Source organism: Sphingomonas cremea, assembly GCF_021502585.1.
Classification (GTDB): domain Bacteria; phylum Pseudomonadota; class Alphaproteobacteria; order Sphingomonadales; family Sphingomonadaceae; genus Sphingomicrobium; species Sphingomicrobium cremea.
Window position 1 is genome coordinate 83,062 of the sequence record NZ_JAKFGM010000002.1, and the last position, 23,744, is coordinate 106,805.

General features: G+C 63.2%; 27 protein-coding genes. 22 read left to right on the forward strand and 5 right to left on the reverse strand.

What is annotated here, in order from left to right; translation table 11 throughout:
- Window positions 1-105 precede the first annotated feature (105 nt).
- A complete protein-coding gene (locus LVY65_RS06765) occupies window positions 106-1,818 on the forward strand; it encodes a gamma-glutamyltransferase family protein (RefSeq protein WP_235067262.1) in 1,713 nt (570 codons plus the stop codon).
- Here LVY65_RS06765 and LVY65_RS06770 read toward each other — a convergent pair.
- On the reverse strand, window positions 1,815-2,846 hold the full coding sequence (locus tag LVY65_RS06770) for a quinone-dependent dihydroorotate dehydrogenase (RefSeq protein ID WP_235067263.1): 1,032 nt from the start codon (window positions 2,844-2,846) through the stop codon (window positions 1,815-1,817). The two genes, LVY65_RS06765 and LVY65_RS06770, sit on opposite strands and share 4 nt — an antisense overlap.
- Before the next feature lie 185 nt (window positions 2,847-3,031).
- Here LVY65_RS06770 and LVY65_RS06775 point away from each other — a divergent pair, with 185 nt between their 5' ends.
- The 9 genes from LVY65_RS06775 (at window position 3,032) to LVY65_RS06815 (ending at window position 10,614) form a co-directional block, all read left to right on the forward strand.
- The gene (locus tag LVY65_RS06775; RefSeq protein WP_328282497.1) at window positions 3,032-4,888 is read left to right on the forward strand and encodes a DUF885 domain-containing protein; all 1,857 of its coding nucleotides are present in this window, start codon (window positions 3,032-3,034) and stop codon (window positions 4,886-4,888) included.
- A 66-nt stretch (window positions 4,889-4,954) separates the two neighbouring features.
- Entirely contained in the window at window positions 4,955-5,353 is a 399-nt protein-coding gene (locus tag LVY65_RS06780; protein ID WP_235067265.1) for an RrF2 family transcriptional regulator, read from the forward strand.
- Complete coding sequence (gene sufB, locus LVY65_RS06785) at window positions 5,350-6,819, forward strand: Fe-S cluster assembly protein SufB (protein ID WP_235067266.1); 1,470 nt, start codon at window positions 5,350-5,352, stop codon at window positions 6,817-6,819. The genes LVY65_RS06780 and sufB overlap by 4 nt, the downstream gene beginning before the upstream one ends.
- Complete coding sequence (locus LVY65_RS06790; protein ID WP_235067267.1) at window positions 6,819-7,112, forward strand: DUF1330 domain-containing protein; 294 nt, start codon at window positions 6,819-6,821, stop codon at window positions 7,110-7,112. The genes sufB and LVY65_RS06790 overlap by 1 nt, the downstream gene beginning before the upstream one ends.
- On the forward strand, window positions 7,112-7,855 hold the full coding sequence (gene sufC / locus LVY65_RS06795) for a Fe-S cluster assembly ATPase SufC (protein ID WP_235067268.1): 744 nt from the start codon (window positions 7,112-7,114) through the stop codon (window positions 7,853-7,855). Before LVY65_RS06790 ends, sufC begins: the two co-directional genes overlap by 1 nt.
- Window positions 7,852-8,592, forward strand: coding sequence for a SufD family Fe-S cluster assembly protein (locus LVY65_RS06800; protein ID WP_235067269.1), 741 nt, complete (start codon window positions 7,852-7,854; stop codon window positions 8,590-8,592). Before sufC ends, LVY65_RS06800 begins: the two co-directional genes overlap by 4 nt.
- The gene (locus LVY65_RS06805) at window positions 8,589-9,803 is read left to right on the forward strand and encodes a cysteine desulfurase (RefSeq protein ID WP_235067270.1); all 1,215 of its coding nucleotides are present in this window, start codon (window positions 8,589-8,591) and stop codon (window positions 9,801-9,803) included. The genes LVY65_RS06800 and LVY65_RS06805 overlap by 4 nt, the downstream gene beginning before the upstream one ends.
- A gap of 2 nt (window positions 9,804-9,805) precedes the next feature.
- Window positions 9,806-10,261 (forward strand): SUF system Fe-S cluster assembly protein, encoded by a 456-nt coding sequence (locus LVY65_RS06810; protein ID WP_235067962.1) that lies wholly within the window; start codon window positions 9,806-9,808, stop codon window positions 10,259-10,261.
- Window positions 10,261-10,614 carry a HesB/IscA family protein gene (locus LVY65_RS06815; RefSeq protein WP_235067271.1) on the forward strand — a complete coding sequence of 118 codons (354 nt, stop codon included), beginning with the start codon at window positions 10,261-10,263 and terminating at the stop codon, window positions 10,612-10,614. Before LVY65_RS06810 ends, LVY65_RS06815 begins: the two co-directional genes overlap by 1 nt.
- 34 nt (window positions 10,615-10,648) lie before the next feature.
- On the opposite strand, the gene LVY65_RS06820 is transcribed toward LVY65_RS06815, so the two are convergent.
- Window positions 10,649-11,698 (reverse strand): MlaA family lipoprotein, encoded by a 1,050-nt coding sequence (locus LVY65_RS06820; protein WP_235067272.1) that lies wholly within the window; start codon window positions 11,696-11,698, stop codon window positions 10,649-10,651.
- A 212-nt stretch (window positions 11,699-11,910) separates the two neighbouring features.
- Here LVY65_RS06820 and mddA point away from each other — a divergent pair, with 212 nt between their 5' ends.
- The 4 genes from mddA (at window position 11,911) to LVY65_RS06840 (ending at window position 15,332) form a co-directional block, all read left to right on the forward strand.
- On the forward strand, window positions 11,911-12,663 hold the full coding sequence (mddA, locus tag LVY65_RS06825) for a methanethiol S-methyltransferase (protein ID WP_235067273.1): 753 nt from the start codon (window positions 11,911-11,913) through the stop codon (window positions 12,661-12,663).
- A gap of 67 nt (window positions 12,664-12,730) precedes the next feature.
- Window positions 12,731-13,414: a pyrimidine 5'-nucleotidase gene (locus LVY65_RS06830; protein ID WP_235067274.1), complete on the forward strand. Its 684-nt coding sequence runs from the start codon at window positions 12,731-12,733 to the stop codon at window positions 13,412-13,414.
- The gene (dapD, locus tag LVY65_RS06835; protein WP_235067275.1) at window positions 13,411-14,232 is read left to right on the forward strand and encodes a 2,3,4,5-tetrahydropyridine-2,6-dicarboxylate N-succinyltransferase; all 822 of its coding nucleotides are present in this window, start codon (window positions 13,411-13,413) and stop codon (window positions 14,230-14,232) included. The genes LVY65_RS06830 and dapD overlap by 4 nt, the downstream gene beginning before the upstream one ends.
- A 92-nt stretch (window positions 14,233-14,324) precedes the next feature.
- Entirely contained in the window at window positions 14,325-15,332 is a 1,008-nt protein-coding gene (locus LVY65_RS06840) for a DMT family transporter (RefSeq protein WP_235067276.1), read from the forward strand.
- On the opposite strand, the gene LVY65_RS06845 is transcribed toward LVY65_RS06840, so the two are convergent.
- A complete protein-coding gene (locus LVY65_RS06845; RefSeq protein ID WP_235067277.1) occupies window positions 15,292-15,855 on the reverse strand; it encodes a TlpA family protein disulfide reductase in 564 nt (187 codons plus the stop codon). The two genes, LVY65_RS06840 and LVY65_RS06845, sit on opposite strands and share 41 nt — an antisense overlap.
- 16 nt (window positions 15,856-15,871) lie before the next feature.
- On the opposite strand from LVY65_RS06845, the gene argH reads away from it, so the two are divergent.
- The 3 genes from argH to LVY65_RS06860 are packed head-to-tail and all read left to right on the forward strand — an operon-like array spanning window position 15,872 to window position 18,440.
- On the forward strand, window positions 15,872-17,254 hold the full coding sequence (gene argH / locus LVY65_RS06850) for an argininosuccinate lyase (protein WP_235067278.1): 1,383 nt from the start codon (window positions 15,872-15,874) through the stop codon (window positions 17,252-17,254).
- Entirely contained in the window at window positions 17,251-17,580 is a 330-nt protein-coding gene (locus tag LVY65_RS06855; RefSeq protein WP_235067279.1) for a hypothetical protein, read from the forward strand. Before argH ends, LVY65_RS06855 begins: the two co-directional genes overlap by 4 nt.
- Window positions 17,577-18,440 (forward strand): UTP--glucose-1-phosphate uridylyltransferase, encoded by an 864-nt coding sequence (locus LVY65_RS06860; protein ID WP_235067280.1) that lies wholly within the window; start codon window positions 17,577-17,579, stop codon window positions 18,438-18,440. Before LVY65_RS06855 ends, LVY65_RS06860 begins: the two co-directional genes overlap by 4 nt.
- Here the strand turns inward: LVY65_RS06860 and LVY65_RS06865 are convergent.
- Together LVY65_RS06865 and LVY65_RS06870 are read right to left on the reverse strand one after the other, a co-directional pair.
- Window positions 18,437-18,991, reverse strand: a complete 555-nt coding sequence (locus tag LVY65_RS06865) for a response regulator (protein WP_235067281.1) — start codon at window positions 18,989-18,991, stop codon at window positions 18,437-18,439. The genes LVY65_RS06860 and LVY65_RS06865 overlap by 4 nt on opposite strands.
- A gap of 41 nt (window positions 18,992-19,032) precedes the next feature.
- Window positions 19,033-19,599 (reverse strand): HNH endonuclease, encoded by a 567-nt coding sequence (locus LVY65_RS06870; RefSeq protein WP_235067282.1) that lies wholly within the window; start codon window positions 19,597-19,599, stop codon window positions 19,033-19,035.
- A 227-nt stretch (window positions 19,600-19,826) separates the two neighbouring features.
- Between LVY65_RS06870 and gluQRS the strand changes: the two genes are divergently transcribed.
- Genes gluQRS through egtD form a run of 5 tightly spaced genes read left to right on the forward strand, consistent with a single transcriptional unit; the run spans window position 19,827 to window position 23,695 of the window.
- The gene (gene gluQRS, locus LVY65_RS06875; protein WP_235067963.1) at window positions 19,827-20,675 is read left to right on the forward strand and encodes a tRNA glutamyl-Q(34) synthetase GluQRS; all 849 of its coding nucleotides are present in this window, start codon (window positions 19,827-19,829) and stop codon (window positions 20,673-20,675) included.
- A gap of 12 nt (window positions 20,676-20,687) precedes the next feature.
- Entirely contained in the window at window positions 20,688-20,894 is a 207-nt protein-coding gene (locus tag LVY65_RS06880) for an HIG1 domain-containing protein (protein ID WP_235067283.1), read from the forward strand.
- Window positions 20,895-20,898: 4 nt separating this feature from the next.
- Window positions 20,899-21,471 (forward strand): cob(I)yrinic acid a,c-diamide adenosyltransferase, encoded by a 573-nt coding sequence (locus LVY65_RS06885; protein WP_235067964.1) that lies wholly within the window; start codon window positions 20,899-20,901, stop codon window positions 21,469-21,471.
- Window positions 21,472-21,519: 48 nt separating this feature from the next.
- Window positions 21,520-22,752: an ergothioneine biosynthesis protein EgtB gene (gene egtB, locus LVY65_RS06890; protein ID WP_235067284.1), complete on the forward strand. Its 1,233-nt coding sequence runs from the start codon at window positions 21,520-21,522 to the stop codon at window positions 22,750-22,752.
- Window positions 22,736-23,695 carry an L-histidine N(alpha)-methyltransferase gene (gene egtD, locus LVY65_RS06895; RefSeq protein ID WP_235067285.1) on the forward strand — a complete coding sequence of 320 codons (960 nt, stop codon included), beginning with the start codon at window positions 22,736-22,738 and terminating at the stop codon, window positions 23,693-23,695. The genes egtB and egtD overlap by 17 nt, the downstream gene beginning before the upstream one ends.
- Window positions 23,696-23,744: the final 49 nt, after the last annotated feature.

Consider the following 23,744-nt stretch of genomic DNA (forward strand, 5'->3'; position numbering starts at 1 on the left):
CCGACTGCCGGCATTTTCTTCTTCTTAGCCGATCAGCCGCTGTTGGCCAGCAGGGCGACAGGCGGCGGTTGGACGCCAGCGAGGACCCGCGCTAGGTCAGTCACTATGTCACTTGTCAGTCGATTTCTCATCGCCCTCTCTACTGCCGTCCTCGCCACCTGCGCCGCTCCACCTCCTCCGGCCGGCATCGCGGCCGCGGTCGAAGCTCAACCCTTTGTCATCGCGGCCAATCCGCTGGCGGCTAATGCTGGACTGGAGGTGCTTCGGCGCGGCGGTAGCGCAGTGGATGCGGCAATCGCAGTGCAAGCCATGCTGTCACTGGTCGAGCCACAAAGCTCGGGCATGGGCGGTGGCGCGTTCATGAATTACTATGATGCCAATTCCGGCAAGATCATGATTTACGACGGCCGTGAAGTTGCACCGGCACAAGCGACACCAGGCATGTTCCTGGGGCCCGGCGGCAAACCGTTGCCGTTCGACACGGCGGTGTTGAGTGGCCGGGCTACCGGCGTGCCTGGTGCGGTCAAGATGCTGGCGCTGGCTCATCAGGAACATGGCAAGCTAGCTTGGCGTGAGTTGTTCGGTGCGGCCGAGCGGACCGCGGACGAAGGTTTCATCGTCAGCCCCCGACTCCACCGCATGATCCACGCCGAGTTTGCAGAGAACCACGCCCCCGATGTAATAGCCTATTTCTCCAAGTCGGACGGCACGCTTCTCAATGCGGGCGACCGGCTGGCGAACAAGCCCTACGCTGACTTCCTCCGCCGGCTGGCTGGCCAGGGCCCAGCGGCACTTTATGCCGGCGAGACCGGCGCTCGCATCGTGGCACGGACCCGCGCCGAACCGCTCGGCGGATCGATGACCATGGCCGACCTCGCCAACTATCGGCCGGTGAAGCGGGAGGCGCTGTGCGGTCCCTATCGAGCCTATCTCGCCTGCGTCCCGCCGCCCCCATCCAGCGGCGTCGGCCTGCTGCAGCTGCTGATGCTGCTAGAGCGGACCGACATTGCATCGCGCGGAGCCGGCGACCCACAGGCCTGGTTCCTGTTCGCCGAGGCTAGCCGGATTATGTATGCCGACCGCGACCGCTTTGTCGGCGATCCGGCGTTCGTGAATGTCCCGGTCGAAGGGCTGCTGGCGCCCGGTTATATTGCTAAGCGGGCGAATCTTATCGGCGAATCCGTCGGCCCGCCGCCAGTGGCCGGCAACCCCGCCGAGGCCGTCGTGGCAGGTACCGACCGAACCTATGAGCCGACCGGAACTTCGCATTTCATCATCCGCGATGCCCAAGGAAACATCGTGTCGATGACCACTACGGTCGAAAGCATCTTCGGCTCCGGCCGGATGGTCGACGGCTTTTTCCTCAACAACCAGATGACCGACTTCTCCTTCTCGCCGGTAGACACAGAGGGCCGGCCGGCCGCCAATGCGGTTGCGCCGGGCAAGCGTCCTCGCTCGTCGATGACTCCGCTGATTTTGCTGGATGGCGATCGGCGTTTCGCCGGTGCATTCGGGTCGGCCGGAGGAAATGCGATCCTCGCTTATGTCGCCAAGTCAATGGTCGCAGCGATCGATTGGGGCATGCCGGTCCAGCAGGCGCTGGCGGCGCCGAACCTGGTCGCACGCGGACGTAATTTCAACGGCGAGGTGACCAAATTCAGTCCCGGGATGATGGCCGCGCTTCAGGCCAAGGGCGTCGACCTCAAGCCCGGGCAGGGCGAGGACAGCGGCGTTCATGCGGTGATGATCCGCGATGGCCGGGTCGATGGCGGCTACGACCCGCGGCGCGAAGGCGTAGTATTGCTGCTGAGCCGCTAACCCGCGTCGCTTCCCACCGCCTCGGATATGTTGATCATTTGGCTCACGCCGAGCAGGACCTTCAGCTCCTCGGCGATGCGACGGGCAATGCCCGGACCTTCATAGACCATCGCGGAGTAGAGCTGGACCAGCGACGCCCCGGCGGTGATCCGCTCCCAAGCGTCATGGCCGTTCTCGATCCCGCCGGCGGCGATCAGCGGCAATTGGCCGCCCGTGGCGACGCGAAACTTGCGAAGCTGTTCAAGCGCCAGCGCCTTTAACGGCCGGCCCGAGAGACCGCCCGTTTCGTTAGCGTAAGGGGACTTCAGCGGCGGTCGCGAAATCGTGGTGTTCGACACGATCAGCGCGTCGATCCCATGATCGACTGCGGCGCGGACGATCCGCTCATGATCACCCGTTTCAAGGTCCGGAGCGACCTTCAGGAAGACGGGAACTCCGGATGTACGTGCGTCGCGCACCGCAGCAAGCAACTCGACGAGTTCGCCACCAGCCTGCAGATTCCTGAGGCCCGGCGTGTTGGGAGAGCTGACGTTGACCGTCAGATAATCCGCGACGGGCCCCATCAGGCGAACGCTGTCTGCGTAATCGGCGATGCGGTCGGCGCTATCCTTGTTGGCGCCGATATTGACTCCAACTACGCCGCGCCGATCGCGCTTGCTAAGCCGATCCAGCGCGGCCGCTTGGCCTTGGTTGTTGAACCCCATCCGGTTGATCACCGCCCGGTCTTCCTTCAGCCGGAAAAGGCGCGGCCTGGGATTGCCAAGCTGGGGCTCAGGGGTCAGCGTCCCCACTTCGACGAAGCCGAAGCCGAGGCCCAGCATCGCGTCAGGTACCTCCGCATCCTTGTCAAAGCCCGCCGCGAGACCGACCGGCGAAGGAAAGCGAAGCCCTGCAACCTCGCTCGCCAGCTCCGGCGCAAAAGCGGGCAATGGCAATCGCGGGGCCAGGGACAAGGCGCATATCGTAGCTCGATGAGCTGTCTCGGCATCGAGTGCGAAGGCGAAAGGGCGAAGGAGTTTGTACAGCACCGTCGTTTCCTGCAGCCGTCATGCTGAACTTGTTTCAGCATCCATTCCGGAGACTTCGCTGCACTTCACGAAAATGGCCCCTGAAACAAGTTCAGGGTGACGAAACTGCCGTTTATCGAAAATTCTTTGCGGACAGCGGCTGCGCCGCCATGGTCGCGCGCAACTCATCCAACGGGAGCATAGCCTTGATCCGATCCACCCTCCTTGCCTCCACTGCGCTTCTCGCCGCCTGCGCGACAACTGCGCCAGAGGCAATTCCAGCCCCACCGATCGCGGCCGAAGCTCCTGCCGCCGTTGCTCCGCCAGCGCCCGTAGACCAGGCTGCGGCGCTCAAGAAATTCTTCGAGGATTACGACAAGGCCGAGTTGGCGCTTTCGCCGATGTCCAAGGCCTATCGCGGGATCAAGGACCAGGATTACGGCAAGCTCGACCAATTCACCGACGCAGCCGCGATCGCCAGTCGCGAGCTCGACCAGCGCACCGCCGACGAGATGGTTGCCCGGTTCAATCGCGCCACGCTCTCGGCCGAGGACCAGCTGAGCTACGACCTGCTCCTTTACCGCAACCAGCGATCGGCCAGCATCTTCCCCTATCGTCGCTACGCCTATGTGTTCGACCAGATGAATGGGGCGCAATCCGATATTCCCGCCTTACTCATCAACATTCACAAGGTCGATACCGAGCAGGATGCGCGCGATTATGTCAGCCGCATTCGCGCCACCGGGCCCTATATCGACCAGGCGGTTGCGGAGAGCATCGAGCGAGAGAAGCTCGGCGTCCTTCCGCCCAAATGGGTCTTCCCGCAGGTTATCGAGCAGTCAAAGAACCTGATCACCGGCGCGCCATTCACCACCGGCGCGGACAATGACGTCTACGCCGACTTCAAGGCCAAGGTCGGCAAGCTCAACATCCCGCAGGAGACAAAGACCGCGTTGATCGCGGAAGCGCACGACGCGCTGATTGGGTCGATGGGCCCGGCCTATCAGCGGCTGATCGCGATGCTGCAGGATCAGCAAACCCGCGCCGGGACCGACGATGGAGTCTGGCGCTTCGCCAATGGCGCCGCCCAGTATCAGGCGCTTCTGAAATATTACACGACGACCGACCTAACCCCCGACCAGGTGCATGAGCTGGGCCTGGCGCAGGTTGCGCGCATCCATGGCGAGATGGAAGCGATCAAGAACAAGGTCGGCTTCAAGGGGACGCTGCAGCAGTTCTTCGCGCATATCCGCGACGGCAAGCAATTCTACTATCCCAACACGCCGGCCGGCAGGCAGGCCTATCTTGACGAATCCAAGAAGGCGCAGGCTGCGGTCCAGGCCCAGCTTCCGCGTTATTTCGGGCGTCTTCCCAAGACCGAGCTTTTGATCAAGCCGGTCGAGCCGTTCCGAGAAAAGTCGGCCGGCAAGGCTTTCTATAATGACCCGCCGCCCGACGGTTCGCGGCCGGGCATCTATTACGTCAATCTTTACGACATGAAGAACATGCCTTCGATCGAGTCCGAGGTGCTGTTCTGCCACGAAGGCATCCCCGGTCATCACCTCCAGGGCGCGTTGCTGGCCGAACTTCCCGAGGGTGCGGTTCCACCGTTCCGCCAGTTCAGCGGATATACCGCAACCGATGAAGGCTGGGGGCTCTACGCGGAGAAATTGTGCAAGGAGATGGGCCTCTACCAGGACCCGTACCGCGACTTCGGCCGGCTCCAGCTTGAGCTTCACCGTGCCATCCGACTGGTCGTCGACAGCGGTATCCACCACAAGCGATGGACCCGCGAACAGGCAATCAAATATGTCGAGGACAATAGTGCCGACGCCAAGGGCGGGATCGTCAAGGCGATCGAGCGCTATATCGTCTATCCGGGCCAGGCGACCTCCTACATGGTCGGCAAGCTGAAGATCGAGGAGCTGCGGGCGAAAGCCAAGGCGGAACTCGGCCCCAAATATGACGACCGCGGCTTCCACGACACCATATTGCTCTCCGGCTCCTTGCCGCTCGATATGCTGGAAGTGCGAGTCAACGAGTGGATCGCGCGGGTGAAGTAGCCCACCGCAAGGGTTGCGAAAATGGACGTATCGGCCTAAATCGGACTGGAAAGCTCCGATTAGACGATGCGACTCACCCATCTTGCTGACTATGCGGTCGTGATGATGACCGCGGCCGCCCGCCGCGAGCCGTGCGCGCGCCTTAGCGCGACCGACCTCAGCCAGGACACCGGCGTGCCGCTTCCGACGGCGCAAAAGCTGATGCAGCGGCTGGCAGCCCATGGCCTGTTGGTCGGGCATCGCGGTGCAGGCGGAGGCTATGCGCTGGCCCGGCCGGTTGGCGAAATCACTCTCGCAGACATTGTCGAAGCGGTCGAAGGGCCGTTCGCAATGACGGTTTGCAGCGAGGGCCGCACGGATTGCGCGCTTGACGCCCATTGCCGGGTTAAACCGCACATGGGGATTGTCGGCGACAAGGTTCGCGGGGCGCTGGGTGCGGTCAGCCTCCAGGAGCTCGCGCAGTGAACGAGCAAGTCACCAACCGCGAAGCCCGCGAGGCGCTGGCCAAGGATTATGAGTGGGGCTTCTCCTCAGACATCGAGCAGGAGTTCGCGCCCAAGGGCCTCGACGAGGACACGGTCCGCTTCATCTCGATGCGCAAGGGCGAGCCAGAATGGATGCTCGACTGGCGCCTGAAAGCCTATCGCGCCTGGCTGGAGATGGAAGAAGTCGACTGGGCCAAGCTCGACATCCCCAAGATCGATTACCAGGACGCCTATTATTATGCCGCGCCCAAGGCCCGGCCCAAGGTCGGCAGCCTCGACGAGGTCGATCCGGAAATCCTGCGCGTCTATGAAAAGCTGGGCATCCCGATCGAGGAGCAGAAAGTGCTCGCCGGGGTCGAGGGCGCGCGCAAGGTGGCGGTCGACGCAGTGTTCGACAGCGTGTCCGTTGCGACCACTTTCCGGGAGGAATTGAAGGCCGCGGGCGTCATCTTCCTGTCGATCAGCGAAGCGATCCGCGAATATCCCGAGCTGGTGAAGAAGTACCTCGGCAGCGTGGTGCCGCAGCGCGACAATTATTTCGCCTGTTTGAACAGCGCGGTCTTTTCCGACGGAACCTTCGTGCTGGTTCCCGAGGGCGTGCGCTGCCCGATGGAGCTCTCCACCTATTTCCGCATCAATGCCGAGAATACCGGCCAATTCGAGCGCACGCTGATCGTCGCCGAGAAGGGCGCCTACGTCAGCTACCTCGAAGGCTGCACCGCGCCGATGCGTGACGAAAATCAGCTGCATGCCGCGGTGGTCGAAATTTACGCGCACGAGGACGCCGAGGTAAAGTACTCGACCGTCCAGAACTGGTATCCGGGCGATGCCGAGGGCAAAGGCGGCATTTTCAACTTCGTCACCAAGCGGGCGCTGTGCGCCGGCGCGCGATCGAAAATGAGCTGGACCCAGGTCGAGACCGGCAGCGCGATCACCTGGAAATATCCAAGCTGTATCCTGAAGGGTGAGGACAGCGTCGGCGAATTTTATTCGGTCGCGCTGACCAACAATTACCAGCAGGCCGATACCGGCACCAAGATGGTGCATATCGGTGCGGGGTCGCGCTCGACCATCGTGTCAAAGGGCATCAGCGCCGGCAAGTCGAACAACACCTATCGGGGGCTGGTGCGGGTGCTTCCGGGCGCGGAGAATGTCCGCAACTTCACCCAGTGCGATTCCCTGCTGCTGGGCAGCGAATGCGGCGCCCACACCGTGCCCTATATCGAGGTCAAAAACCCGACCGCGACCATCGAGCATGAAGCGACCACGTCGAAGATCAGCGAGGACCAGCTGTTCTACGCCCAGATGCGCGGGCTCGACGCGGAAAGCGCGGTGGCCCTGATCGTCAACGGATTCGCCCGGGAGGTGCTGAAGCAGCTGCCGATGGAATTTGCGGTTGAGGCGCAGAAGCTGCTGGGGATCAGTTTGGAAGGGAGTGTCGGCTGATGTCGCGGGCGCTCGTCGTGGCAACGATCCGTTTCAAGGACAAGGATCGGTACAACCGCTATGCCGCGGCGTTCCCGGCCGTCTTTCAAGGCAGCGGCGGCGCAGTGCTGGCGGCCGCCGAGGAGCCGCTGCAGATGTCTGGCCCCCGTTCGGACATTGAAAAGATCGTCGTGCTGCGGTTCGACAGTGAGGAAGCCGCCGATAAATTCCTCAACTCGCCCGACTATCTGCGGATCGCGGAAGACCGGGACGCGGGCGCCGACGTCACTTCGTGGATTGTGAAGGCCTTTTGATGCTCAAGATTGAAAACCTCCACGCGACCGTCGCCGACAAGCCGATCCTTAACGGGCTGACCCTGACTGTCCCGACCGGCGAGATCCATGCGATCATGGGGCCCAATGGTGCAGGCAAGTCGACGCTCGCCTATGTGCTCGGCGGGCGGCCGGGATATGAGGTGACGCAGGGGTCGGCGACGTTCGACGGCCGCGACCTGTTCGCTATGGAACCGCACGAACGCGCCGCGGCGGGGATGTTCCTTGGCTTCCAATATCCTGTCGAAATCCCCGGCGTCTCCTACCTCCAGTTCCTGCGCGAGAGCCTCAATTCGCAGCGCCGCTCGCGCGGTGAAAAAGAGTTGTCGGGCGCCGAATTCATCCGACTGGCCAAGGACAAGGCAGCACTGCTCGGGATGGATGCGGAGATGCTCAAGCGCCCGGTCAATGTCGGCTTCTCCGGCGGCGAGAAGAAGCGGGCCGAAATGGTGCAGATGGGGATCATGGACCCGAAGCTCGCAATCCTCGACGAGACCGACAGCGGACTCGACATCGATGCGCTGAGAGCGGTGGGCGCAGGCATCAATTCTATCATGCGCAACCCGCAAAAATCGGTTCTGCTGATCACCCATTACCAGCGACTGCTCGACTATGTGACGCCCGACCAGGTGCACGTCCTGTCAAAGGGCAGGATCGTGCGTTCCGGCGGACCCGAACTGGCCCACGAGCTGGAACGCGAAGGTTATGCGGAGGCCGCGGCATGACCGCACTTCCGACCCGAAAGCTGGAGGCGTATCGCTATGCCGACATCGACGCATTACGCGATGTTTGGGACGGCCTTGCGCAACCGGAGCGGGTAGAAATTGCTGCGCAGCAAAGGCTGCAGCAAATCTGGCTCCCGAGCGGCGATGAAGTGGATATCCGGCGCGTTGAAATGACGCTCCAGAAGGGCGCGACTGCGCGTATTTTCGCACTCAATAATGCGCCGCGTTACGGCCGCTTCGAGCTTGACGTAACGATGCACGAAGGCGCGGACTTCGCACTGTACGGCGCGAACATCGGCGGCGGAAATTCGACGCTGGAGATTGTCACGACGTTGCGTCACATCGCGCCCGGCGCGACTTCACATCAGACGGTGCGCAGCGTGCTGGGCGACAAGGCGACCGGCAGCTTCCTTGGCAAGATCGAAGTGGCGCGCGAAGGACAACAGACCGACGCCGAACAATCAGTGAAGGCGATGCTGCTCCACCGCGGCGCGACCGCCAACGCCAAGCCGGAACTGGAGATTTACGCCGACGATGTAAAATGCGCGCACGGCGCAACGGTCGGTGAGCTGGACAGGAACCAGCTGTTCTACGCCGCCGCGCGCGGCCTCGATCCGGCAAGCGCCCGCGCGCTGCTGCTCGAAGGCTTCGTGGGTGGATTGTGGGGCGATATCGACGGCGACGATCTCGGCATCGCCGATCTGGCGCGCGCGACGCTGCACAAGGTGGCGGCATGAATATCCAAACGCCTTTGAACAGCATCCTTGCGGTGCGCGACCAGTTTCCAGCAATTCCGCCCGGCTGGCACTACCTCGACAGTGCCGCCACCGCGCAGAAGCCGCAGGCAGTGATCGACGCGATCACCCGCGCCTATGGTCATGATTATGCGACAGTCCACCGCGGCGTCTACGAACGCTCGGCAGCGATGACCGCCAGCTTTGAGGCTGCCCGCGCTGCCACCGCCGCGCTGATCGGTGGCGGGGAGTTTGAGGTGGTCTTCACCCGCGGCGCGACCGAAGCGATCAACCTGGTCGCGCAAAGCTGGGGCCTCGCCAATTTGCGCGAGGGCGACCGGATCCTTTTGTCCGGCCTTGAGCATCATTCGAACATCGTACCCTGGCAGCTGCTCGCCGAGCGGGTTGGCGCGGTGATCGACGTCTGCCCGCTTGACCCCGAAGGTCGCATCGACCTTTCCGCCGCGGAATCGATCCTGACCGAGCAGCACAAGCTCGTGGCCTTCGCTCATGTGTCGAACGTGCTCGGATCGATCCTAGACGCCAGGTGCGCCGCGAAAATCGCGCACAAGGTCGGAGCCAAGCTGCTGCTGGACGGTTGCCAGGCGGCGCCGCGAATCCCGGTCGACGTCGCCGCGATCGGCTGCGATTTCTACGTCTTCTCGGCACACAAGGTTTACGGCCCGACCGGCATCGGTGCGCTGTGGGCGCGTAAGGAAATCCTCGACTCCATGCCGCCATGGCAGGGAGGCGGCGCGATGATCGACCGGGTGACCTTCGAGAAGACCACCTACCTCCCCGCCCCGTCGCGGTTCGAGGCGGGAACTCCGCACATCGTCGGCGCGGTCGGCTTCCACGCCGCGATCGACTGGACCCAGGGCATCGGCCTTGACGCGCTCCATGCCCATGAAAGTGCTCTGGTCGCGCAGGCGCGCGCCGCCCTGCGCACCGTTCCCGGCATCACCCTCTTTGGGCCCGAAGACAGCGCCGGTATTGTCAGCTTCGGGCTCGACGGCGTGCATCCCCACGACATCGGCACCATATTGGACGATGCGGGCGTCGCGATCCGCGCCGGCCATCATTGCGCCCAGCCGTTGATGGACATTCTCGGCGTGCCTGCGACCGCCCGCGCCAGCTTCGCCGCGCACAGCGATGCGGCCGATATCGAGGCGCTGGTCGAGGGCCTGTACAAGGTGAAACGGATTTTTGGATGACCATGGGCGAGGAAAAGAAGATCGAGATCGAGGAAGTCGACGGCGTCGATTCCCCTCCGCGCGCCCGGGTGACCCCCGAATTCGAGCGCAAGCGCGATTATCTCGCCGGCTTCCTGTCCGAGAAGAAGCCCGAGTCCGAACAGGGCGGTGCGGGTGGCGAGCTTCAGGAAGCGGTGATCGAGGCGCTGAAATCGATCTACGACCCCGAAATCCCGGTCGATATCTATGAGCTAGGCCTGATCTACGATGTCGCGATCAGCGAGGATGGCGACGCGGTCGTCACCATGACCCTCACCACCCCACACTGTCCGGTAGCGGAATCGATGCCGGGCGAAGTAGAGCTTCGAGTACTTTCCGTCCCAGGAATCCGCGACGCAGAGGTGAAACTGGTATGGGACCCGCCGTGGGATCCTTCAAAAATGAGCGACGAAGCGCGCCTTGAATTGGGAATGCTGTGATGAGTACCAAGAGCCGCCAGCGCCCCGCCGCGATCACTCTCACTCCCGCAGCAGAAGCGCGCATCGCCGCGCTGATGGGCCGCGCGCCGGAAGAAGCGGTCGGGGTCAAGCTATCCACCCCGCGCCGCGGCTGTTCGGGCCTCGCCTACTCTGTCGACTATGTCACCGAGGAGAATAGGTTCGACGAGAAGATCGAAACGCCCGGCGGGATCTTCTACGTCGACGGCGCCTCGATCCTCTATTTGATCGGCAGCGTGATGGATTGGCGCGAGGATGATTTTGCTGCCGGGTTCGTGTTCGACAATCCCAACGCAAAAGGCGCCTGCGGTTGCGGCGAAAGCTTCACCGTCTGAGGCCTGTCTCTGGGCCGGTCCGAGAATATCGCAGCTATTGGCGGATGAGGTCCGGTCTTGGGGGAATAACCTCGACGGGCGCGGGTGGTATCGGTGCCGGCGCCGCATCGCTTGATGCCGGACCCGGCACTATTACCGGGACGGTGGGGCCTTTGCGACCATGGAGTGCGTCGATTTCGGCTTGCCGCTTTTGCAGATAATAGGTGCGCGCGGCGACATACGGGTCCCGCGTCGCCCGGATCGCGGTCAACTCGTCGTCGAATTCGATGCGATGGTCGAGTTCGCTGAGCACCGCGACAGGAATCACGAATTCCGGCCTGTTGAACTGCCTTCCGAACGCCATCGGCAAAAGGAACATATCCACGCGGTTGCCGATAAAATCACGTAGGGTGGTAGAGCCGATAAGCGGCAGATAGAAATAGGGTCCCGGCTTTACGCCATAATAGCCAAGCGTATTGGCGAAACCGTTGCGGCGATGGGGCAGGTTGAAGGGCTTTCGCTTCGCGACATCGATCAGCCCGGCGCCGCCAATGGCCGTATTGATTGCGAAGCGCCCGAACGTCTCTGCTGCCTTGCCCGGCTTGAGTTGCAGCATGTAGTTCAGGAAGACGATGGGCTCGCCAAGGTTATGGAGGAAGTTGCGCAGGCCCATGCGGACCGGGCGGGGCATTATCTCCTTGTACGCGAATGCGACCGGGGCAACGATTGCCTTGTCGACCGACTGAGTGGCCTCGAACGCTGTGGAGTTGAGTTCCTCGAGCGGGTCGCCAGGGCTCGGACGACGCCCGGTGACGACTATCTCGCCCTGTACTGCGGCGGGGCCCGGAACCTTGGATTCAAATTGCGCCAATGAGTCCCGTACCGTCGACTCGGTCGGTTCGGTAGACGGCGCTGGTTCCATCGACTGGGCCGGCGCAGCCGGCACAGGCACGCCAACGGATCCGGCCGCGGGTTCCACAAGCGGCGAAGCTGGATCGAGAGTAGTCGACTCGAAGCCGGCCGCAGCAACTGTAGCCGGCGCTCCGCTGCTGGGTACCGGTGCAGCGGCGACCGCGATGGCGGTAGTCAGTGCCGAAAAGCTCATTCACTTTTCCTTCTTGCCCGGCGAAAGCCCTGAAATTCCGCCATGAAACAGCAATCGGACTCGCCAAGCCTACGCGAACAGCCTCATTTTGCGAGATGGACGATGCGCGCCGGTACATTGATCTACGGCAATATTGCAACCGTTTGGACCTCTGATTCTCTTTGCGTCATATTTCTGGTAGGACGGCAGGCGCTCAATAGAGGGGGAGCGCCATGCAACGCATATTGGCCTTGGGCTATGCCCTTATCGCGTACCTCATCTTCTTTGCTACCTTCCTGTGGCTGATCGCATTCGTCGCCGACTTCGATTTGGGGCCGACGACCGTCAATCGCGCCTTTGAAGGGACCGGCTTGGGGCAGGCGATCTTCACGGATCTGCTGCTCATTGCCCTGTTCGGGATGCAGCATAGCCTGATGGCACGACCCGTTTTCAAGGAAAGCTGGACGAAACTCGTTCCCCCTTCGGTCGAGCGCTCTACCTATGTCCTGGCTGCAAGCGCCATGCTCGCGATCCTGCTGGGCTATTGGCACACGATTCCCGGCTCGCTCTGGGACTTTCGCGGCGCGCCTATTGAACCGGCCATTTGGGTGCTGTTCTTCGTCGGTTGGACGGTGCTGTTCGTCAGCACCTGGTTGATCAATCACTTCGAGCTTTTCGGACTGCAGCAAGCCTGGTTCCATGGCCGGGAGCGAGCCACGCCGCCGCCTAGGCTGCGCCAGCCCTTGTTCTACCGCTATGTCCGTCACCCGCTTTACCTGGGGTTCATCCTGGCCTTCTGGGCGACGCCGCATATGACCTACAGCCACCTGCTCTTCGCGGGCGGAATGACGGTCTACATCCTGATCGGTATAGCCCATGAGGAGCGCGACCTGGTGAGCTACTTTGGACGCGACTATGAGGAATATCGTGCCCGGGTCGGGATGCTCATCCCGGGGATCGGCCGCAGGGCACCGCCCGCCGCCTGACCGATAGCTCTTCGGCAAAAGCTTTCATTTTGCCGGATCGATCAGCGGGTCTAGAGGCGCGGACGCAATGAACTCGCGCTTCGCCCCTCTGCTCGGTCATGTCACGGACTGGATCTTCGACCTCGACAACTGCCTCTACCCCGCGTCCACCGGCTTGTTCGACCTGATCGACGAGCGGATGGGCGCCTATATCGAACGGCTGCTCGACTGCGACCCAGCGGAGGCAAAGCGGGTCCAGAAGGCGCATTTCCATAACCACGGAACGACGCTGGCGGGGTTAATGCGCGAGCATCAGGTGGACCCTCATCATTTCCTCGAGGATGTTCACGCCATTCCGCTCGACAGGGTGGCCCGGGACGACCGGCTTGCACGCGGACTGGCGAAACTGCCGGGCCGCAAGCTGGTGTTCACCAACGCAGATGAACCTTACGCCCGCCGAGTACTCGACGCGCTCGGCGTCGGCGAGCATTTTGGCGAGCTACACGATATCCATGCCGCAGAGCTTTGTCCCAAGCCCAACGAGCATGGCTATCAGCTGCTTCTCGACCGCTTCGGCATCGATCCGGCCCGCGCCGCGATGATCGAAGACATGGCGCAGAATCTGAAGCCGGCCAAAATGCTTGGGATGGCCACCATATGGGTCGACAATGGCTCCGAACGCGGCAATCACGCGCACGACCCCGATTATATCGACCTCGCCATCGCGAATGTCGGCGAATGGCTTGAGGAAATGCTTGGAGATGATGAATGACCGATCCGCTGCAACCAATCGTCGAGGATGCGTGGGAGAAGCGCGAGACGCTCGATACCGGCGACCGGGCAGTGCGCGAAGCGGTAGAGGCGGCGATCCTTCGGCTGGATTCGGGCGAGGAGCGCGTCGCCGAGAAGATCGACGGCGCGTGGCGGGTCAACCAATGGCTGAAGAAGGCAGTGCTGCTGTCCTTTCGCCTCAACCCAATGGAATCCATCCCCGGCGGCCCCGGAGGCGCGCCGTGGTGGGACAAGGTGCCGTCCAAATTCCTTGGCTGGGGCCCCGACAGCTTCGCCAAGGCAGGCTTTCGCGCCGTCCCCGGCTCGATCGTCCGAAGGGGCGCCTATGTCGCGCCGGGCGCGGTGCTGATGCCCAGTTTCGTGAACATCGGGGCGCGGGTTGGGGAAGGTGCGATGGTCGATACATGGGCGACGGTCGGCAGTTGCGCCCAGATCGGCCGGAACGTCCATATTTCCGGCGGCGCGGGCATCGGCGGCGTGCTCGAACCGCTGCAGGCCGGTCCGGTAATCATCGAGGATAATTGTTTCATCGGCGCCCGGTCCGAAGTGGCCGAGGGTGTGATCGTCGAGGAAGGCGCGGTATTGTCGATGGGCGTCTTCCTTGGCGCATCGACCAAGATCGTCGACCGCGCGACCGGCGAAGTAATCTATGGCCGGGTGCCAGCCTATTCGGTGGTCGTCCCCGGAACCTTGCCCAGCGAGAAGGGCGGCCCTTCGCTTGCCTGCGCGGTGATCGTCAAGCGGGTCGATGAGCGCACCCGTTCGAAGACGTCAATCAACGAGCTACTCCGCGACTAACCGATAAGTCCTGCTTATAGCTCGTCGGCGCCCTTTGGTTGGCTGCCAGAGGGCATTCTTTCTACATGCCATAAGGCAACAGGAGTTTGCCAATGGCCACGCTCAGCGAAAAATTGTTTGAACGCAACCAGCAGGACGAAGTGCAGCCGGCCGCCGCCTACGAGGTGCCGATGATCCGGACCCTGATGAACCGATCCGATTGGCTTACCCTGATTGCCCTGGCGTTGATCTGGGGCGCGGCGTTCCTGTTCATCAGCGTCGCGGTGCACGAGGTTGCGCCGTTGACCTATGTTTGGCTGCGGCTGACCACGGCCGCGGCGGCAATGTGGCTGTTCCTTTGGTGGCGCGGGGAGTCGGCGGGCCTTCCGCGACAGGTATGGGGATCGATCCTCGTGCTTGCACTCTTCAACAACGCGATCCCTTTCGTTCTTTTCGGCTGGGGCCAGACGCACATCGCCAGCGGCCTGGCCGCCATTCTCAATGCAACGACGCCGATCTGGGGCGTGGTTGTCGCCCATCTGTTTACCCAGGATGAAAAACTGAGCGGTCGCAAGCTGGCCGGTGTCGTGCTCGGCTTTGCCGGCGTGACCGTGATGATCGGACCTGCCCTGCTCGGCTCGCTCGGCAGCAATGTGCTGGCCCAGCTCGCCTGCGTCGCCGCGGCGCTCTGCTACGCGTTCGCCGGGGTCTGGGCTCGCCGCTATCGCGGGATGGGACTTTCGCCCGTCTCGGTGACCACCGGGCAGTTGACGGCCGGTGCGCTGGTCATGCTGCCGCTGGCATTGCTGGTCGATCGGCCCTGGCTCGAGGCGCTGCCGTCGCTGAAGGCGGTCGGCGCGATCGCCGCGCTGGCCGTGGTCTGCAGTGCCTTCGCCTATATCCTTTACTTCCGGCTGATCGATCGGGCCGGCGCAACCAATGCCTTGCTGGTTACGCTGCTGGTCCCGCCGGTGGCGATCTTCCTTGGATCACTGGTGCTACACGAGGTTATCGAGCCGCGCGACTTCGCGGGACTGGCCCTGATTGCCCTCGGTCTGGCGGCGATCGACGGCCGGCTGATCAAAGCCCTTTCGATTGGTCCAGCTCGGCAAGCAGCGTAGCTGCTTCCTTGCTGGTCCAGTCGAGGTCGCCAACATAACGCCATAGCTCTCGCCCCTCGGCGTCATAGAGGATGGTGGTCGGCATGATCTGGACTTTCAGTGCGTCGGTCAGCTTCATGTCCGGGTCGTGGTAGGCGGCGAAACGACCGATATCGCGCTCGGCAAGGAAGGCCTCGACCGATCCTTGCTCGCCCTGGTCCTGGCTGACGGCGATGACACCCAGCTTCCCTTCATCGGCCTGCGCTGACTCCAACTGCTGAAGTGTCGGCAATTCCTTGATGCATGGCGCGCACCAACTGGCCCAAAGGTTGACCAGTACCGGCGTCCCCCTGAATTTCGATAGGTCGAAGTCGCCGCCATCGGGATTCTTGAACTTGACCGAGGGTGCAATCTCCCCCTTGTGACCGAGGTCGAGGCCCTTGCCCGACTGCTCTTCGGCGACAGGCGCTTGAGGCGCTTCGGCCTTTTGCCTATCGCAACCGGCGAGCGTCAGCGCGAACAGGAGACAGACGATAAGCCGCACGGGCAACTCCAATACAATGTGGGGCGGGCGCTTCGGTGGCGGCCCGGCCGCGGTGATGCGCGAGATAAATGCCTCTATCTCGGTCGACAAGCGATTATGGCGCGAGGACATCGCCGCCAGCCGCGCCCATGCCGCGATGCTTGCCATGCAGGGCATCCTTTCCGTCGAAGACGCCAAGGCAATCGACGAGGGATTGCTGCAAGTCGCCGCGGAGATCGAGGCGGGCCAGCTTCAGGAAGACCTGGCGCTTGAAGACATCCACATGCATGTCGAGCACCGCCTGTCCCAGCTGATCGGCGACGCAGCGGGCCGGCTTCACACGGCCAGGTCGCGCAACGACCAGGTTGCGACCGATTTCAAGCTGTTCGTCCGCCGCGCGATCGACGAGGCCGTCCTTGGGCTGGACGCGCTTGAGAGCGTACTTATCGCAAGGGCCGAAGAGCATGCCGGCGATGTAATGCCCGGTTTCACTCACCTGCAATCGGGCCAGCCAGTGACGCTTGGCCATCATTTAATGGCCTATCGCGAAATGATTGCCCGCGACCGCAGTCGTTTCGTCGATGCGCGAGCGCGGATGAATGAATCACCGCTGGGCAGCGCGGCGCTGGCCGGCACCGGATTCAATCTCGACCGCGCTTCGACTGCCGGGGCTCTCGGCTTCGATCGGCCAAACGCCAATAGCATCGACGGGGTCAGCGACCGCGATTTCGCGGTCGACTATCTCCATGCCGCCGCGCTGTGCTCGGTGCATTTGTCACGGCTGGCCGAGGAGATCGTCCTTTGGGCTTCTCAGCCCTTCGGCTTCGTCAAGCTGCCCGATGCCTGGTCGACCGGATCGTCGATCATGCCCAACAAGCGCAATCCCGACGCGGCCGAGCTGGTTCGTGGTCATTCGGCCCGTATCATCGGCGACCTGGTCGCGATTTTGGTACTGCTGAAGGGCCTGCCGCTGGCCTACGCCAAGGATTTGCAGGACGACAAGCCGCCGCTGTTCGACGCGCACGACCTACTGGAGCTAAGCCTCGCGGCCATGGCCGGAATGATTTCCGACCTGGAGTTCGTGCCGGAGCGGATGCGCGCGGTCGCTGCCGCCGGCCACGCCACCGCCACCGACCTCGCCGACTGGCTGGTAAGCGAAGCCGATGTTCCGTTCCGCGAAGCGCACCATATTTCCGGCCGTGCGGTTGCCGCTGCCGAAGCGGCGGGTAAGGCACTAGATGAGCTGACGCTGGAAGAGTTTCGCGCCGTCGACCCGAGGATCGATGAACGCGCCTTGCCCCGCCTCTCGGTCGAGGCATCCGCTGCCGCGCGCCGTTCCGCTGGCGGGACCGCGCCGGAGCGGGTACGAGAGGCAATCGCCGCGGCGCGTGCCCAAATCGCCGCGCGGGAGGGGAAATGACCAACCGCCTGCCTCTAATTGTCGTGGTCCTGCTTCTCGCGGCATGCGGGCGGACGGCGGAACTCGCACCGCCGGCCGGCAAAGCCCTGCCGCAAAAGCCCGCGCTCGCCAGTCAGCCGCTGACTGCCGAGCAACTGCTTGAGCTGCCCCCGCAGGCCGATCCGGACCGGGTCGATGAACTCAACAAGAAGGGCGCCGCCCGCCAGTCGGACCGTTTCGACATGCCTCCGCCCGACGGCGTTGCCGCGCCTCCGCCCGTGGGCTCGCAGCAGCCTTCGACCCCCAGCACGACCGGCCCCGACAATCAGGACGAACCGCGCCGATGAACCCTAAGCCCGTTCGAAAGGCGATCTTCCCGGTTGCGGGGCTCGGCACACGCCTTCTTCCCGCGACAAAGACGATGCCCAAGGAAATGCTGACGGTCGTCGACCGGCCGCTGATCCAATATGCGGTGGACGAGGCGCGGGAAGCCGGGATCGAGCAGATGATCTTCGTTACCGGCCGCGGCAAGTCGAGCCTGGTCGACTATTTCGATATGGGCTTTGAGCTGGAAGCGACGATGGAGCGCGCCGGCAAGAGCCTGGATGCACTTGCTTCCTCCCGCACCGATTTCGGCGAGATTGTTTCGGTCCGCCAGCAGCAACCCCTGGGCCTGGGCCATGCGGTGTGGTGCGCCCGCCATATCGTCGGCGACGAACCATTTGCGGTGCTGCTTCCGGACGACCTGATGGTCGGCAAGCCGGGGGCCTTGAAGCAGATGGTCGATGCCTATGCCGAACTGGGCGGCAATATCCTCTGCGCCCAGGAGGTTCCGGCCGACAAGACCGGCAGCTACGGCATCATCACGCCCGGGGGGAGCAAAGGTGCGGCCACCGAAGTCCGTGGACTGGTCGAAAAGCCCCGCCCCGAAGCGGCGCCGTCCCGCCTCGGCGTCGTCGGCCGCTACATTCTCCAGCCCGAACTGATGGCCATTCTCGGTAAGGGCGAGAAGGGCGCTGGGGGTGAGATTCAACTGACCGACGGCATGGCCCAGCTTATCGGCCAGCAGCCGTTCCATGCACTGACGGTCGATGCGGTCCGCTACGATTGCGGCGACAAGGCCGGCTATGTGATCGCCAATTTGGCCATCGCCTTGGAACGCGACGAGCTTCGGCCGGCGATCGAGGAATTTCTCGAACGGCGTTAGGAGCGGGCGACCAAGCTCTGCAAGCGGAGCCGTTCCGCCTCGCTTGCCTCCAGCGCAACCTTGATTTCGCCCAGCTCGATCGCTCGGCTGATGACCCGGGCATCAAGCGCGGCATTGTCGTTCTTCAGTTCCTTGACCGATCGGGCGCGGGCAATTCGGCGGGCGATGCGCGCCGCGAGGACCTCGAAATGAAATGGCTTTGCGACCACATCGTCCGCCCCGGACGTAAAGCCGTCGACCGCGCCCGAACTATCGCTCCTGCCCGTGATCAGGATGACGGGCGTATCCTTGAGCATCGTGTCATCGCGGATCCGGCGGGTAAGCTCGACTCCGCTAACTGGAGCCATCCGAAGCTCGGCGAGGACGAGGTCGACCGGCACCCTGATCATTTCAGCCGTTGCATTTCCGGCGCTCTCGCAGGCGATGATCCGATAGCCGAGCTCTCCAAGCCGCTTGGCGAGTACGCCGAGCGCGCTGCGGTTCGGTTCGACGATCAGCAGGCGTGCGGCGCCGGTGCCGTGATTGGAAGGCGGAGCTTGCTCGATTTGCATGCCGCGACGCTACGCCAGAATGGTTAACGGGCAGTTAGGCATCAAGGCTCGAGCTCGACATCCCAGTAGAGATAATCGCGCCAGCTTTGGTGAAGATAGTTGGGCGGAAAGCTCTTGCCATGATCCTGCAGTTGCCAGCTTGTGGGCCGGATCGGCTCCCGCTCGATATGCATCTTCGCCTCGCGCGGTGTGCGTCCGCCCTTCTTTAGGTTGCAAGGCGCGCAGGCGGTCGCGACATTTTCCCAGCTCGTCCGCCCGCCTTGCGCGCGCGGCACGACATGGTCGAAAGTCAATTCCCGGTGACTGCCGCAATAGACGCAGCGGAAGCGGTCGCGGAGGAACAGGTTGAACCGGGTGAAGGCAGGATATTCATTGGGCCGAACGAACTGCCGAAGCGCGATAACGGACGGCAATTTCAATGATGCGGAGGGGCTGTGCACTTCCCGGTCATAATGGGCAACGACATCGACCCGTTCCAGGAACATCGCCTTGACCGCGGTCTGCCATGGCCAGAGCGACAGTGGATAGTAGCTCAGCGGGGTATAGTCGGCATTGAGCACCAGCGCTGGACAGCTGTCCGGATGGCGAAGCAGGTCAGGATGGTACACGGCGCAATTTTCTCCGTACGTTCGTCCAGCTTACGAACGCCGCGCCTCCGGCCTGTCGCACTATCCCGTCGCTTGCCAGGCGGCGGGACCTTGGCGGGAGACCGGCGGCCAAAGCCCGTCTTTCCGTCTGCGACCCCGGATGCCAACCCGAGGTGACGATGGCATGACACCACAAGTGGCGAATCATCGTCAAGAGTCACCGCGTTCGCCTTGGCATGGAGTGAGTCCTGAAGGTCACACGTTTCGCCCCCTCGCCCTCTGGACGGCTTCATCTTGGCCACGCCTTTTCGGCGGTGCTTGGCCATGCCCATGCCCGGGCCAGCCAGGGCAAATTCCTGCTTCGGATCGAGGATCTCGATCCAGGCCGCTGCCGGCCGGAGTTTGTCGACGGCATTTTCGAGGACCTGCAATGGCTGGGGCTAACCGTCGATGGGAAGCCAAAAGTCCAGTCTGAGCGGACCGAAATTTACCAACAGGCACTCGATCGGCTGAAGGCGGCCGGGCTGGTTTATGCCTGCTTTTGCACCCGAGCCGAAATCGCCCAGTCACTCACGGCGCCCCACGGCGATGCCGGCGGCGCCTATCCAGGCACCTGCCGCCCTTTGCCCGACGATCCGGAACGGCGGGCTTCAACGCCGCACTGCTGGCGTCTCGACGCCGAACAGGCGCTGGCGATCGCGGGCCTGCCCCACTGGATGGAGGAAGACGGCAAGCGGTTCGAAAGCAAGCGAAGCGATTTCGGCGACGCCGTCCTCGCGCGCAAGGACGCGCCCTCATCCTATCATCTCGCCTGCGTGGTCGACGATGCCGATGCCGACGTCAGTTTGGTCGTGCGCGGTGAGGATTTGCGACCCTCGACGCCGACGCAAAGGCTGCTGCAACGCCTGCTGGCACTGCCCCAACCAACGTATCTCCACCATCCTCTTGTCACCCATGACGACGGCCGCCGTCTTGCCAAGCGCGATCTCGCGCCGACGCTGGCGGCGATGCGTGCCGAAGGCGTCGATGGACGGTTACTTGCCGCCCAATTGCTGGAGGGCCAGCTGCCCCTAGGATTCCGCCTGTCGCAGGCCTAGATAAGTCGCATCATGAACACATTTCTCTTCATCCTGCTGTTGGCCGCCATGGGTGCCGTCGTCTACGTTCTGGTCCGCGGCGTGATCGCCATGGCCAACGGCAAGGACGTCACCGGCGAAGTCCAGCAGGGCTACATGCAAAAGCGCGTCCTCTATCAGGGCGTCGCGATCGTTATCGTGGTCCTCATCCTGGCCATGGCCGGCGGCGGCCGAGGCTAGGCTTCTGGTAAAGCTCAATAAAATCTACACGCGCACCGGCGACGACGGCAGTGCCGGGCTGGTCGACGGCAGCCGCGTGTCCAAATCCAGCGCCCGAATGGCCGCGATTGGTGAGGTCGACGAGGCCAATTCCGCCATCGGCGTCGCGATCGCAGCGCTCCCTGAAGACGACCTCGCCAACCGGCTGCGCCGAATCCAGAATGAAATGTTCGACCTGGGCGCCGACCTCGCCACTCCATTCGGCACCGAATTCGAAGGACATGCTTTGCGCATCGTTCCGCGCCAAGTCGCCCGGCTGGAGGAGGAGATCGACGCGATGAACGCCGATCTCTCGCCCCTGACCAGCTTCATTCTGCCCGGCGGTTCGATGGCAGTATCGCTGCTCCACCTGGCTCGCGGCGTAGTCCGCCGGGCCGAGCGCGCTACGGTTGCCCTGAAGGAAGTGGAACGGGTCAATGAGCATGCGCTGGCCTACCTGAATCGCCTGTCCGACCATTTGTTCGTTGCCGCACGACTTTGGGCAGCGTCAGGGGGCGGCGATGTTTTGTGGCAGCCGGGAGCCACTCGCGAATCCTGATTGAAACAGAACGGGCCCAGAACGGTTATAGTCCCCTAGGGGGTTTGAATGGCGCGATCCGACGAAATGCAAAGCCCAAGTCTTTCTACGCGCCTGGCCGCGACTAGGGCGCTGACGCTCGACCTCGCTGCGCCGCTTTCGGACGCCGACGCAACCATCCAGCCGCATCCCGACGCTTCTCCGGCCAAATGGCATCTGGCCCATACAACCTGGTTTTTCGAAACCTTCATCCTGCGCGATTTCGTTGGGGGCCATCGGCTGCACGACGATCGCTGGCCCTACCTGTTCAACAGCTATTACGAAGGTGAGGGCGAGCGCCATGCCCGGCCGCGGCGCGGAATGATCAGCCGCCCGAGCCTGGACGAAGTGCGCGATTGGCGCCAATCGGTCGATGCTGCGCTTCAGCGCAGCCTGCCAGGCCTGCCCGGGGAGGCGCTTAAGCTGGTCGAGCTCGGAATCCAGCATGAGCAGCAGCACCAGGAACTGTTGCTGACAGACATTCTGGCCACGTTCGCCGAAAATCCGCTTGAGCCGGCCTATGGCGAGCTTCAGCCGTCGACATGCCATGCAGTCGAACCACTGGCCTGGATCGAAGGCCGCCAAGGCCTGGTGGAAATCGGGGCGCCGGAAGATGGCTTTGCCTTCGACTGCGAGCGGCCGCGCCACCAGATCTTGCTTCACCCCCACCGCATTGCAAACGGTTGCGTCACCAACGGCGAATGGGCGGATTTCATCGCCGATGGCGGGTACCGGACGCCCGGCCTGTGGCTCAGCGAAGGCTGGGACTGGGTCCAGCGCGAGCGTATCGAGCGGCCGCTTTACTGGCACGAGGATGGCAGCCACTTCACCCTCGCCGGCTGCCGGGATGTCGACCGCGCCGCGCCGGTCGATCATGTCAGCTATTATGAAGCGGATGCCTTCGCCCGCTGGGCCGGAGCTCGACTGCCGACAGAGGCTGAATGGGAGGACGCTTTCGCCTCCGCCGACCCGATGATTGGGCATCAGCTGGATCGTGCGGCACCGGTGCTGCCCCGCCCTGGCGGCGGGCCATATGGCGACGTCTGGCAATGGACCGGATCGGCCTATCTTCCCTACCCCGGCTTCAAGCCTGAGGCCGGCACCGTCGGCGAATATAATGGCAAGTTCATGTGCGGGCAGTTCGTGCTGAAGGGAGCCAGCTGCGCCACGCCACGCGGCCATTCGCGACCCAGCTACCGCAATTTCTTCCCGCCGGCCGCCCGCTGGCAATTTACGGGGGTGCGCCTTGCTCAAGACGCTTGAAAAGGTCGATCCGGCGTTTCGCGCCGATGTGCTCAACGGTCTTTCGGAACCGATTCCGGCGATCCCCGCGCGCTGGTTCTACGACCGGCGCGGGTCGGAGCTGTTCGACGACATCACCCGCCTGCCAAGCTATTATCCGACGCGTACCGAAACGGCCCTACTTGAAGCGAAGATCGACGAGATCGCCCGGCTCCTCCCCAAGGAAAGCGCGGTTGTGGAATTTGGCTCGGGAAGCTCGACCAAGACGCCGATTCTGCTCCGCGCGGCCAAGCCCAAGGCATATGTGCCGATCGACATTTCGGGCGACTATCTCCGGGAAAGCGCTGCCCGCGTCGACGCGGAATTTCCGGGAATCCCCGTCCATCCGGTCGAAGCGGATTTTACGCAGGAAGTTGAGCTTCCGGTGGCAATCGGTGGCCTGCCGCGCCTCGGCTTCTTCCCGGGATCAACCATCGGCAACTTCGTGCCACAAAGCGCGACCGACCTGCTCCGCCATTTCCGGACGATCCTGTGCACTGGCGCAAGGCTGCTGATCGGAATGGACCGGGTGAAACCGATCGACCGCCTGATCGCCGCCTATGACGACCCGGAGGGCGTCACTGCCGAGTTCAACCTGAACCTGCTTCGACGGATCAATCGCGAGCTGGGCGCCGACATCCCCGTCGACGCTTTCCGTCACCAGGCGCGGTGGAACGACATGCTTGGCCGGATCGAGATGCACCTTGTCGCGATGCGCGATGTCAGTTTCGAAATCGAGGACCGCAGCTTCGACTTTGCCAAGGGCAAATCGATCCACACCGAAAACAGCCACAAGTATGGCCCACGCGGCGCCCGCTTGCTGCTGCTGGCCGGCGGTTGGACGCCCCTCGCTGAATGGACCGATCCCGATCAAGATTTCGCCCTGATTCTGGCCGAGGCCGAGCGCGAGCGCTTCGCCCCGTAACAGCAGAAGGTCGAGATTGTGCGCCAAAGCGAGGACGGCTAAGCCTCCC